Here is a 13,640-nt window from a genome sequence, read left to right as displayed (position 1 = left end):
GGGATAAGAAGGGGATGGAGTATTGATCCTCTTTCCCTTTTTTCAAACAAGCAAGAATAGGAAGGTGGTTCACATGACATTACAAGTTCCAACAATATTAATTGGTTTAGGTGGAATCGGTAGTACTGTGACGCATCAAATATATGAAAAACTGCCTGAAGAGCGCCGGAAAAAGGTAGCAATGCACGTATTTGATACAGATGTGAATACATTAAGTAAATTCGATCATATTCGAAAGTTTAAGACACAAACAAGTTCTAGTAAAACGCCTAGGGAGTATATTGCGGGAGATCCAACGATCCCAGAGTGGTTTCCGATGGATCCGACTATACTTGATAAACCATTAACAGAAGGAGCAGGACAGTTACGCGTCATTTCACGTTTAGCGTTACGTGCTGCGATGAAAGAAGATAAATTGACGTCTTTTTGGCAAGAAATCGAGAAAATTTTTCCGGTTACAAGTGATCAAACGGAATATGGTGTGCGTGTCATCATAGTAACATCACTAGCAGGCGGAACAGGTTCAGGGATGTTTCTGCAAATTGCTTTATATTTACGTGAAATGCTTCGGAAGAAATTACAGCATCATAACATTTTAATACGCGGTGCGTTTTTAATGCCGGATGTTTTAGTAAAGACGAGAACGGTTAGCGCGAAAGAATTTGAAACGGTGCAAGCAAACGGCTATGCATCGTTAAAAGAATTACATGCTATTACGCTCGGGTCTACTGGAGAATTATCAAAACGCGGCGGTGTAACAATTGAATTAGAGTATCGCCCTGATCAAGTAGATGAAGACGGAAGAACGAATCATACAATTAAACAACATCATTTACCGTACAATTATTGTTTCTTATACGATTACGAAAACCTACATGGACACCATTTACACAATTTATCAGACTATATGGAACAGATGGCAAATACAATTTATTTACAGTTATTTAGCCCGATGTCCACAAGTCATTTTGCACAGGAAGACAATCAAATTCAGCAATTAGCAGAATCAAGCGGAAAAGGACGATATTGCGGGGCAGGAACAGCAAAACTCATTTATCCATATGAACATGTGTTAAAATATTGTGCTTTAAAATGGGCTGTGCAAGGTTTAGATGAATCGTGGCTTCATTTAGATCAACTGTTTCAAGAGAAGAAGCAAAGATACGATCAAGATGTAAAACGTGGGATGCAACGTGAAAAGCCGGAGAGAGGTAAAAGTTATTTAGAGGACTTGGAGCATCTTGCTACCCGTCCAGAGCAAGCTCATATTTTCTATAGACAAATGTACAATGAAACACGTGAAGGAGCAGAGGGTGGTAAGCTCGGAGTTGCGAAATCAAAACTGTTTTTAGAAGCTGTAGAAAGTTATGTACAACGAACGGTGCAAAAAGATGAGGAATTAAATCGTCTGCAACATGAGTGTAAAATTTCAGCTACGAAACTGAAAATGATGGAACAAATGAAGGGTGAAGTGGCAAGAGTGGATCATGCGGTTCGTTTATATGCGTATGCGATTCCGAGCCGGGTACATGAACATGTAACGACACTTTTATATGACATGATTGAATCAGACCGCTTTTCACCAAGTGGTTCTGAAGGGCAGTCCTATCAATTAAATACATGGTTTTTAAAGAAAACAGATCCCGTTCACCCAGTAGCAGCACGTTTTATGTTATATGAAATTCGAAAGCAGTTAGTAGAAAAAATGAATCGACTACATGAAAATAATGAACAAAAGCGTAATGTAATTCAAAATTACGATAAAAAATTTAATGTGGGTAATATTGATGGAACGGTAACGGCTGTACGCCGAGTAGAAATTGCTCAACAACAAGGCTGGTTCGGAAAAATGATTAATAATCAGCAACGTTTATTCAAAAGAGAATTTGAAGACATCGTAACGCAATATGTACACAAATTAAATGAATATCGAAAAGAAATGCTATTAGAACTTGTATATCAATCGCTATATCAAGCAGTTAATAAAATGATTCAATATTGGGAAAGATTTTTTGATAATTTACATGAAACACGTGAAAATTTACTGTTTGAAATCCAAAAGCGCAGTAAGGAATTTGAAGGGAAAACAAACCCGACGAATGTATATGTATTAGCTGAGGAACAGCTGCAAGAAAAGATATGGCAAGATATGCAGCAACATTTAAATTTAGGTGTACTACCGAAAGATATATCAGCGGAAATTTATATGAGTTTGTACGGGGAATATTGTCGTGATGCGAAAACAGAAGAGATTCAGTCGAAAAAGGTAGAGGATTTCTACCGAGAACATATACTGAGCTATTGTTATGACGAACTGCAAGTACGCTATCGTGATAAATTAGAACTGAATATTATTGAAGCGTTGCGAAAAGAAGCAGATTATAAGAAACGTGATCGCGATGAATACGTTCGTGAAAAAATTGAAGACCTGTTCCATTTAGCGAGTCCATTCGTTCCGAAAGTTGCTCATCATAGGGAATTACAATATTGGGGTATACATCCTTCTTTAAAGAAAGAGTTGCAAGAGGAATTAATTCAAGAAATGTTTAAAGAAAAAGATACAGTACATGAAGCCTTTTCGCCATTTGAAGTGATCTGTTATCGAGCGCATTACGGCTTATCGCTGCAAGACTTTCCTAAATTATCATCAGGACATATTTCAAATGGATTTATGAATGATAAAGGTGACTATTTCCAATCGTATTATCGCCGTGTAAACAAATTAAATAGTAAAAAATCTAGTTTAACGCCGCATTTAGATAAGTATTGGCACTTACCAGCCTTTATGCCAGATTTAAACGCGACTCAAACAAAATTAGATTATGATAAATGTAATCGTGCATTACTATACGCATATATGTATCGCTGGATTAGTTTAGTTGCTGTTGATGGACAGTTTGTGTATCAATATAACGGTGTAGGCCGTAGCTTTTTAATTCAGTCGATGGGGAAAAATATTTCAAGCGAAAGTTATAAATTACACAGAGCGTTGCTTCATAATCCGTTTATTTATGAAAACATCTTGTCACGATTTGAAGAAGAGCAAGAAAAGGCGATGATACAAGGTGGACATTTATATACACATCCGTTCGTATTAGGAGCCCAAGATGTAAGATGGCTTAGAAAAGAACATGTCCACAATCTTTTAGATATGATTTTAATGTATGACCGTGAAGCGAAGTATGATCCGACGTTAGAAGAAACATCAGATGAATTATTAAGACTATTCCTTGATGAAATCGAGTTGTATTTCCAGAACTATTACGGTACAGGTGCCGATATGGTGGCAAAGAAAGAGAAAGAAATGTTTATTAAACAATTGTGGGATCGCTCGCATGCAAAAGGATATGTAGATCCAAATAGCGCTCCGTATAAAAAATGGCAAAATTTATTAGGTGTTCAAGATGAAGAAGAAATGTCAAAAACGAATGTATAATGAATGAAAAGGGAATCCTTAAAAGTGGCAAGACAACTTTAGAAAAGAGGGATTCTGATGCCGTTTTTAGGAAGTGTATATCAAATATTTGGGTTATATCCGGAACTTTATTATGGGATGATTTCAGCGGAGCTGCAAGAGGAAGCTCAGAAGGAGCATCTTGAAACTAGTAGTGCAGAAGCTGAAGCGGAAGAATAAAAAAAGTGCAGATGAAAATCTGCACTTTTTTGTTAGTATTAAAATGGTAAAATAACCTCAAATGAATTATTATTTTTAAATAATAATTCATTTGAGGTTATTATGATTTTCATTGCATTGTATGCAATGAAAATTGTATGAAAATCAATGTAATAAAATGTGTATGAATATTAAGGTGGAAAACAACAATGTTTTTGAGAAAATAATTATGTATAAAAATAACATTTGATACATAATCAACCGATTATTTTTGATTGATTTATTATTGACAATATAATTAATTGTATGATAAATTCAATCAGCATTCTTAATGTTTTTTTTTTTTGTACCATTAATATTTTGAAAATTCAATATGTCATAAGGAGATTGATTTTTCTGTTTTTTTTAGGTGGGTTACTAAGTCTATAGGGGAAGTGAACTATGTATATTTTTATTTTTAAAATAGAACAGTAATAAAGAATGTAACAAGTAAGAGATAAACTTGAAAAAGAGGTTTCAAAGAATGAGTCTTTTCATAAAGAAAGCAATGGATGAAGAAAAGAAAAAAGTATTGAATCAAACTTTAGGAGCGATTGATCTAACTCTTTTAGGAATTGGAGCAATTATTGGTACAGGTATTTTCGTATTAACTGGTATTGTAGCAGCGAAACATGCTGGTCCAGCGATTGTATTATCTTTTGTATTAGCGGCAATTATATGTGCATGTGTAGCTTTCTGTTATGCTGAATTTGCATCTACAGTTCCAGTTTCGGGAAGTGTATATTCATATACATATATGACACTAGGTGAGATTTTTGCATTTATAGTTGGCTGGTGTGTTATGCTGGAGTATTTATTAGCGACTTCTGCGGTTGCAGCAGGCTGGTCAGCATATTTTCAGTCATTGCTACTAGGTTTTAATATTCACATTCCTACGATTTTTGCTTCGGCACCAGGAATGGGGAAGGGTGGAATCATTGATTTACCAGCAGTTCTTATTATTTTAGTTGTTACATTTTTATTAAGCCGTGGTGCAAAAGAAAGTGCACGAATAAATAATATAATGGTTATTATTAAACTGGCTGTTATTGTAGGATTTATCGTTGTAGGGACACAATATGTAAGACCAGAGAATTGGCAACCATTTCTACCGTTTGGTTTTCACGGTGTGGTAGGAGGCGCTGCTACTGTATTTTTTGCTTTTTTAGGATTTGATGCAGTTGCAACAGCCGCAGAAGAAGTGAAGCGTCCACAACGTAACGTGCCAATTGGGCTACTTGTTTCCTTGTTCATTTGTACGGTTCTATATGTAGGTGTTTCATTCGTGTTAACTGGAATGGTTCCGTTTACGGAATTAAATGTTGCTGATCCGGTTGCATATGCGTTGCGCACTGTAGGAGAAGATAGAATTGCTGGGTTGTTATCGGTCGGAGCGATAGCAGGGCTAACAACAGTTCTGTTAGTAGCTATGTTTGCATTTGTTCGTGTATCTTACTCGATGAGTCGAGATGGATTGTTACCAAAAAGACTTTCAAGTGTTCATAAACGTTTACAAACTCCATTTTTTAATACATGGGTTACAGGTATACTAGCAGCTTTATTAGCGGGATTAGTGGATTTGAATTTATTAGCTAATTTAGTGAATATGGGAACGATAACAGCGTTTGTGTTTGTATCTATAGCTGTCATTGTATTAAGAAAGACACATCCTAATATGAAGAGGCCATTCCGTGCTCCTCTAGTACCTTTTTTACCTATCGTTTCGATAGTAAGTTGTATATATTTAGCTTTGAACCTTTCTAAGCTTACTTTAATTAGTTTTGTTGCATGGATTATAGTAGGTGTTTTCATATATTTTGTATATGCTAAAAAACATAGTAATGTTAGAAATAGAAATAAAGTATAGTCCATTGAAATAATACTTGTAATGGAAATGAAAACACGCTACTTATTCATATAAGAACAAGTAGCGTGTTTTTTCTATTTAATAATCCCATTTTCTAAAATTTTAATAGTTGGTGCCACTTTCACATTAGCTTTTGAAAAGGCACTCGGCCAATCATCTTCAACTTGTTTCCATTCTTTATATTGAAACGCTCTCGCATAATCACCAAATCCGAATGGATCAAGTTGCTGTTTTTGAATGTTGTGGATTAAATCGTTCAAATCTTTGTTTAGTTGTTTTGTAATAAGAGAAGTTAATTTCTTTCTATCTTTGTCTATATCCATATTGAATGTAAGTTCAGAGACAGCAATTTTTAAATCCATTTTAACATGAAATTTGAAGTGGTTATCGCTATAATCTGTATGGATATCACGATTCATGCTAAGAACATTTATTGTTACGAAATCGCCGCCATCGGTATCTTTTAAATCACTATTACTTTCAACTGAAGTAGAAGGGATTTTCAATGTAAGCGAAACCGGTGTATTCGCTTTCTTTTGTAACAAAAGAAGAAGGGCGCTTTCATAACGATTTAATGACATTTTATAAATTCCGCGAGAAGTTAATAGCGCGGAACCAGTAACGATAACATCCTTTTTACCTTTTTTTATTTCTGAAATAGCAGGTGTTATACCTTTATTAAACGTTTGCCTGTGAAATTCATGGAATGTCGTAAAAACGGTCCGATTGTACAGTTTGTTCGTATTAATTAAATCTGTTAAATACTCGGGAAGGGCAGGCTTATCTTTAAAGTTATTATATATAACTGAAGAAATTGGACCGTCTACTGCAACCATGCGCATGTTTCCAGTGTTTTTAGGATCACGATACCAAACATCAAGGTAAGGCATAGCCCCTTCTTGTTTTAAAAAATTTGTGCTAAATAAAATGAGCTGTAACTTTTCTGTAGATACTAAACCGCCACTTGAGCTATTAAACGTTGCTTTTGCTTCTCGAGGTGTACGTACTTTCGCTTCATGTGTTTCGTACTTTTTTTCTACGTCTTCATTAAAAATAGGATTCACGTGGTACACAATTAATTTTCCTTTTGCTTTTGCGTCAAAGCCGTAAATTAATGAAATCGATTGTTTTTCTAAGTCGAGTCGATCTCCACAGCCTGTTAAAAAGGTTATGAGAAAGTAAAGTATAGTGAAATGAATAAAGCGCCTCATTTAAACTCTTCTCCTTTTCCAATGCTGATAAAGTGTCATGTATAAGAGAAATACGACCGGGAATAGAAAAACGATAAAATAACTAGCAGTTCCCCAAAATTCCCGCAACGCACTTATCTGATAAGAAGAAGGGATATAAAAGAATAAGATGAAAATACACCCAAATAATAAAACATAAATAGGTAATGAACTGCCTTTTTTGTTAAGAAATTGATTAATTCCATCTGAAGCAGTGAAAATATAAGGAATACAGGAATCAAAAATAATAAAGAGATAAAATGACAAAAAGATAATTTCAAATCGCTCAAGAAATGAGAAGTGAAACGGTGTAACAAGAGAAAGAGTCGGCCATAAAAACTTTGTTATACCATCTGGACTAAAATAAACAAAAGAGACAAAGGTGACTTGAAGATAAATAAATAGCGTAATCAAATTCGCAAGAACAATTCCTTTTTTTGCAGATGATTTATTACTGAGATAAGGATAAAGGACAAATGCAAACTCAAATCCGAGAAACGCAATGATAGTTGATTTTACTGTGTTTAAAACTGGTATCCAGCCTTCTTTAAGAAGAGGAAGAAGATAAATCCAATGCCCATCTTTAAGCGGAATAAACAATAGAAAAGGCATCCATAGTGTGAAAAATACAGTGAAAACAGCATAGCGACTTATAATAAGAACGCCTTTACATGCTAGCATTAACATTGGAATAGATAGTAAAATCATAATTAAAAACATTGGAGTTCTAGGTAAAATCCAAATGTGAATAACGTATAAGAGGGAAAAAATTAAGGAAATAGCTGCAAGGACAGCATATAAAATCCAAAAAATCATTCCTACTCTTCCTAGCCACTTCCCAAGATAACGAGTTAGCACATCGAGTAAAGTATATCCAGGATGCTTTTCCATAATTTTCACAATACATAAACTGACTAAAGTAGTGAGAGCACATCCAATAATAATAGACATCCAGCCATCTGTATTTGCCCCTTGTGCAACTTCACGCGGAAGTGTAAGGACACCGAATCCTACTTGAACACCACTAATCGTTAAAATGTATTGAAATAAACTAATCTCCCTCTTTGCACGTTTTGTCACTTATTATCCTCCTTTTCCTCAACATCTCTTTGCCGGTTATCTTGTTTTAATTGTAGAGATAGTGGCCGTTTCTTCATAATTTTCCATGGGAAACGTACAAGGGTATCTTTTAAATCCGAAGCAAATAACGGAGAAAAAGGACTACCATAAGGAACACCGAGAGATTCCATAGAAAGTATATGAATAATAATGATCGCCATCCCAACCATAATTCCAATGACGCCAAATAAAGAGGCGGCTATCATCATTGGGAATCGAAGAAGCCGAATTCCTGCTGACATTTCTAAGTTAGGAATAATGAAGGAGGCAACCGCAGTAATTGATACGACGATAACCATAACGTTACTAACAATCCCAGCTTGAACGGCAGCTTGTCCAATTACAATTCCTCCTACGACGCCGATTGTTTGCCCAACAGGTCCAGGAAGCCGAATCGCTGCTTCTCGGAGCATTTCGAGAACTAATTCCATTAATAAAGCTTCTAATATGGGAGGAAAAGGAATTTTGGCTCGAGATTCTCCAATCGTTAACAACAATTTGAGCGGAATCACTTCATAATGGAAGGAAATCATAGCAATATAAAGAGCAGGAGCAAATATTGCAATAAATAGCCCAGTGAAACGAAGGAGTCGTATAAAAGATGGAATCATAGGTCTGAAGCTGTAATCATCTATCGTCTGAAAAAAGGATGAAAAGGTCATAGGTCCTATTAATACGCCTGGTGAGCGATCTACAACAACGGCAATTCGCCCATCAAGAATATGATGTGCTGTTGTGTCGGGGCGTTCAGTTATTGATAATTGCGGAAAGAGAGTAAATGAATTATCTTCAACAAACCCCTCTAATTCACCAGTAGTAAGAATCGCATCAACTTTTACTGACTCGATACGGGATGCCATTTCTTTTACGACATTTTCGTTCGCAACATCTGCTAGATAAAGCAAAAAAACCTTTGAAGTAGCTCGTTCACCAACAGTGAATTCCTTCACTTTCAGTTCGCGATTTGGAATATATCGACGAATAAGTGCAAGGCTGTCGCTCGCTACTTCATTAAATCCTTCGTGTGAGCTTTTTATGGAGCTCTCTGTTGTAGGTTCTTCAATACTCCTTTTTGGTGCCGCTTGTGTATCGAGCTCTAAAGCGGATAGTTGTCCGTTTATAAATAAAATACTTTTGCCGTGTAAAAGAGATTGTTCAATGTCTGTCCACTGTTGAACTTTTTTAATATTTCCGATAGAAACAGAGGCTTTCCAAAAATCGTCTTCATTCCACTCTTTAAATAAGAGAGGACGAAGAATGTTTACGTTAATAACAGTTTTGTCTACAAGTCCTTCCATATATATGAGTGCAGCTTCCTGTCCGTTTTTTAATGGAAAAGTGCGTGTTATTAATTCTGGAATACCGCTAAACAGTTTGGACAAGTGCTTTAAATTAAGGGAAAGGGAAGAAGAGATAGATTTATTTAATGCGTAATCAGCTTGCTCTTGGGTAGAAAGAGATTTTTCACCACGAATCCATTTATTAAAAGACCCCATTTGTTCGCTTACTCCTTGTTATGTTTTATCCCGATTGGTGAGGGCTGATAATCAGTGGGGGATGAAGAAAACCCCCCACTGATTAAAGTTTCACTTTATATGGGTTATTATGGATAGTTACAAGCTGACATATGCGTAGTTTAAATTTTATATTGTATATTTTTAACTTTAACGCTATAATTATAGTGTTAAAGATGGAATCGTGATATGATCTGTTATGACTCTATCGTTTTATTTATGAATAAATGGATTGGTATTTTAGCAAGATGTGCTAATAAACTACTCCACCATGATAATAACGTGCCGAAATGTGGTGCGTATATTTTCGTGGTGGAGTTTTTTTATTCTCAAAAAGGGGGAAAGACCATGAATAACAACATGGTTCATATTACAATTGACGGAAAAAAGTATACAGCGGAGCCCGGTTCAACGATATTGGGTGTTATTAATGAGAACGGGATTGAACATCCGCAAATTTGTTACGTGCCAGAAGTAGATCCTATTCAAACATGTGACACTTGTATTGTAGAAGTTGACGGAAAGTTAATGCGTTCTTGTTCGACGATAGCAACGGAAGGTATGAACATTGAACGTGCTTCTGTTCGCGCAAAAGAAGCACAAACAGAGGCGATGGATCGGTTACTAGAAAATCATTTATTATACTGTACAGTATGTGACAACAACAATGGGAACTGTAAACTGCATAATACAGCAGAATTAATGGAAATTGAACATCAAAAATATCCGTATGAACCGAAAGTAGATGTAAGTGAAGTTGATATGACGCATCCGTTTTATCGCTATGATCCTAATCAATGTATTGCATGCGGTCAATGCGTTGAGGTGTGTCAAAACTTACAAGTAAATGAAACGTTATCGATAGACTGGGAAGCGGAACGCCCACGAGTTATTTGGGATGAAGGAGTAAATATTAATGATTCTTCATGCGTTAGCTGTGGTCAATGTGTAACGATTTGTCCTTGTAACGCTTTAATGGAGAAAACGATGCTCGGTGAAGCTGGATTTATGACGGGATTAAAACCAGATATTCTTGAACCGATGGTAGATTTAATTAAAGAAGTTGAGCCTGGATATAGCGGTATTTTTGCGGTATCAGAAGTGGAAGCGGCCATGCGTGATACTCGTACGAAGAAAACGAAAACAGTATGTACATTTTGTGGTGTAGGTTGTTCGTTTGAAGTGTGGACGAAGGGGCGTAAAATTCTTAAAGTACAGCCATCTTCAGATGCACCAGTTAACGCAATTTCCACTTGTGTAAAAGGGAAATTTGGTTGGGATTTCGTAAATTCTAAAGAACGAATAACAAAACCTTTAATTCGTAAAAATGGAACGTTTGTTGAATCTACATGGGAAGAAGCACTGAATGTAGTTGCAAATAAATTAGGCGCTATTAAAGAAGAGTACGGTAAAGGTTCTATCGGATTTATTTCTTCCTCTAAAATTACAAATGAAGACAATTATGTAATTCAAAAATTAGCTCGACAAGTATTTGGAACGAATAATATTGATAACTGCTCACGTTATTGCCAATCACCAGCAACGGATGGTTTGTTCCGTACAATTGGTATGGGCGGTGATGCCGGAACGATTAAAGATATTGCGCAATCTGGTCTTGTTATTATTGTAGGATGTAATCCGACAGAAGGTCATCCTGTTCTAGCTACACGTATTAAACGTGCACATAAATTACACGGACAAAAGTTAATTGTAGCTGATCTTCGTAAAACCGAAATGGCAGAGCGATCAGATGTCTTTATTAGTCCAAAACAAGGAACAGATCAAGTTTGGTTAATGGCTGTTACGAAATATATGATTGATCAAGGTTGGCATGATCAGGAATTCATTAATGAGAATGTAAACTTCTTTGAAGATTTCAAAGAAAGCCTAGAGGAATATACACTTGAATATGCAGAAGAAGTAACAGGCATTTCAAAAGAAACGCTTATTCAAATGGCTGAAATGATTCGTGATGCAGATGGTACATGTATCCTTTGGGGTATGGGGGTAACGCAAAATACAGGTGGTTCTGATACTTCCGCTGCAATTTCAAACTTACTTCTTGCAACAGGGAACTACCGTCGTCCAGGAGCAGGCGCATACCCACTTCGAGGCCACAATAACGTACAAGGTGCTTGTGATATGGGTACTTTACCAGGATGGCTTCCAGGATATCAGCACGTTACTAACGAAATGGAACGTGCGAAATTTGAAACTGCTTACGGAGTGAAAATTGATAGTGAACCAGGTCTTAATAATATCGAAATGCTTCACGCAATTGACGAAGGAAAAATGAAAGCAATGTATCTTGTCGGAGAAGATATGGCTCTTGTAGATTCTAATGCAAATCATGTACATGAAGTGTTATCGAGCCTTGATTTCTTCGTTGTGCAAGATGTTTTCCTTTCTAAAACTGCTCAATATGCAGATGTTGTATTACCAGCAGCGCCATCTCTTGAGAAAGAAGGTACTTTCACAAATACAGAGCGCCGTGTCCAAAGATTATATCAAGTTCTTCCTACGCTAGGAGATGCGAAACCAGACTGGTGGATCGTCCAGGAAGTTGCGAATAAACTAGGTGCAAACTGGAATTATAGCCACCCAAGTGAAATCTTTGCTGAGATGGCAAGTTTATCACCATTGTTCTCGCAAGCGAACTATGAAGTGCTTGAAGGATGGAACAGTTTCCATTGGGGAAGTTTTGATGGAACGAATACACCACTTCTGTTGCAAGACGGATTTAACTTCCCAGATAAAAAGGCTCGTTTTGCGATTGCTGACTGGGTACGTCCAGCTGAATTTCCAGCTGAGTTTGACCTTCACATTAACAACGGTCGTATGCTTGAGCATTTCCATGAAGGGAATATGACAAATAAATCAACAGGTATTCAAACGAAAGTACCTGGTGTTTTCGTTGAAATCTCTCCAGACCTTGCAAAAGAACGTGGCGTAAAAACAGGTTCGTTAGTTCGTCTTGTCTCTCCTTTTGGAGCATTAAAATTACGTGCACTCGTTACAGATCGTGTAAAAGCGAATGAGTTATATTTACCGATGAACTCTACAGATAACGAAACGGCAATTAATTTCTTAACAGGTCCTGCTGTGGATGTACGTACGAATACACCTGCGTATAAACAAACAAAAGTACGTATGGAAGTATTAGAAGTTGATGGCGAAAATCCGATGCCAAAAGCGAACCCACGCAATAAAAAACGTCACCCTCAAGCTGGAATTGAGGTACATCGTAAGTGGGCACGTCCAGGGTATGTGCATTTAACGGATAAGTAGGAGGAGAAAACTATGGCTGCACCTATAAAAATGATTCAAAAACAAGAATTAACTGAGGAAGAAATAAAACAGCAAAAGTTAGATGATTTAAAAGAGCTTCTAACTAATAATGAAGAAGCTCTAAATCAGATGTTTAATATAGTAGGGGAATTAAATGACATTGGAATGCTAGAAGCTGCAAATTCAATGCTAAAAGCGAAAGAACCAATTGCGAAAATTGTTCTAGGTCAAGTAACTCGTGAGCCTGTTACAAATTTAATTAATAATATGATGGGCGCTGCAGGTGCGTTAACTGATCTTGACCCAGAACTTACGAAAAAGCTTATAGGTAGTTTATTAGTCGGGCTAGAAGAAGGTAATGAACATCTAGAAAGTAATAAAAAAGTAGGGGTATTCGATCTTATGAAAGTATTGAAAGACCCAGATATTAACCGTGCTATCGGGTTTGGGCTTCATTTCTTAAAAGGTATGGGGAAAGGGTTAAAAGACGAATAAACTTCATGAAGTGAACCTTTCCGCCCAAATATTTGTAGGAAATAGTTTGGGCGGAAGGCTCATTTTGGTAAAATATATAATAGAGTAAAATGAGGCTTTTGGGAGGTATAATTGTATGTCAAAAAAAGTACATGAATTTAATGATATGATACGAAAACTTCGAAAGGAACTTTTCGGAAAAGGACCAGAACGAATTCATACTGTTTTTGCGGAAAATATGGCTATAGCGACTCTTTATGGAAACTTAACACCTACTGAAAAATTTATTTCAAGTACGATGGACGGTGCGGAAATGGTTCATATGGCTAGAACGAAAATGATTCAAGAAGTGTATGCTGCGAATTCCCGTGAACATTTGGAGGAACTTGTTGGAGCGAAATTAGTGAATTTGTTTTCAGATATGAAAGTAGAAGAAGATATTGCAGTTTCTGTATTTGTTTTTGATAAAAATATAACGTGAGAGAAGGATACTGATC

The 13,640-nt window shown here is 36.3% G+C and carries 9 protein-coding genes; 6 read left to right on the top strand and 3 right to left on the bottom strand.

Annotated features, from left to right (window positions below; genetic code table 11):
* Positions 1-73 precede the first annotated feature (73 nt).
* From GD442_RS16970 to GD442_RS16960, 3 genes are all read left to right on the top strand, one after another.
* Entirely contained in the window at positions 74-3,436 is a 3,363-nt protein-coding gene (locus GD442_RS16970) for a tubulin-like doman-containing protein (RefSeq protein WP_000175123.1), read from the top strand.
* 57 nt (positions 3,437-3,493) lie between these two features.
* Positions 3,494-3,634: a hypothetical protein gene (locus tag GD442_RS16965; protein ID WP_001116194.1), complete on the top strand. Its 141-nt coding sequence runs from the start codon at positions 3,494-3,496 to the stop codon at positions 3,632-3,634.
* 502 nt (positions 3,635-4,136) lie between these two features.
* A complete protein-coding gene (locus GD442_RS16960; protein WP_000051656.1) occupies positions 4,137-5,519 on the top strand; it encodes an APC family permease in 1,383 nt (460 codons plus the stop codon).
* Positions 5,520-5,593: 74 nt separating this feature from the next.
* Here the strand turns inward: GD442_RS16960 and gerSC are convergent, their stop codons facing one another.
* The 3 genes from gerSC to GD442_RS16945 are packed head-to-tail and all read right to left on the bottom strand — an operon-like array spanning position 5,594 to position 9,363.
* A complete protein-coding gene (gene gerSC, locus GD442_RS16955; protein WP_001252213.1) occupies positions 5,594-6,730 on the bottom strand; it encodes a spore germination protein GerSC in 1,137 nt (378 codons plus the stop codon).
* Complete coding sequence (locus tag GD442_RS16950; protein ID WP_000166517.1) at positions 6,731-7,828, bottom strand: endospore germination permease; 1,098 nt, start codon at positions 7,826-7,828, stop codon at positions 6,731-6,733. It lies immediately after the preceding gene.
* Positions 7,825-9,363, bottom strand: a complete 1,539-nt coding sequence (locus GD442_RS16945; protein ID WP_000534526.1) for a spore germination protein — start codon at positions 9,361-9,363, stop codon at positions 7,825-7,827. Before GD442_RS16945 ends, GD442_RS16950 begins: the two co-directional genes overlap by 4 nt.
* Before the next feature lie 366 nt (positions 9,364-9,729).
* Here GD442_RS16945 and fdhF point away from each other — a divergent pair, with 366 nt between their 5' ends.
* The 3 genes from fdhF (at position 9,730) to GD442_RS16930 (ending at position 13,624) form a co-directional block, all read left to right on the top strand.
* The gene (gene fdhF / locus GD442_RS16940) at positions 9,730-12,669 is read left to right on the top strand and encodes a formate dehydrogenase subunit alpha (protein ID WP_086407697.1); all 2,940 of its coding nucleotides are present in this window, start codon (positions 9,730-9,732) and stop codon (positions 12,667-12,669) included.
* Positions 12,670-12,681: 12 nt separating this feature from the next.
* The gene (locus GD442_RS16935) at positions 12,682-13,164 is read left to right on the top strand and encodes a helical membrane plugin domain-containing protein (protein ID WP_000729896.1); all 483 of its coding nucleotides are present in this window, start codon (positions 12,682-12,684) and stop codon (positions 13,162-13,164) included.
* A gap of 115 nt (positions 13,165-13,279) precedes the next feature.
* Complete coding sequence (locus GD442_RS16930) at positions 13,280-13,624, top strand: Na-translocating system protein MpsC family protein (protein WP_000039582.1); 345 nt, start codon at positions 13,280-13,282, stop codon at positions 13,622-13,624.
* The last annotated feature ends 16 nt before the right edge of the window (positions 13,625-13,640 follow it).

The sequence above is a fragment of the Bacillus sp. A260 genome (assembly GCF_009861435.1).
Taxonomy (GTDB): Bacteria; Bacillota; Bacilli; order Bacillales; family Bacillaceae_G; genus Bacillus_A; species Bacillus_A cereus.
The sequence above is the reverse complement of the archived record's forward strand: the minus strand, read 5'-3'. Positions and strand labels throughout refer to the sequence as shown.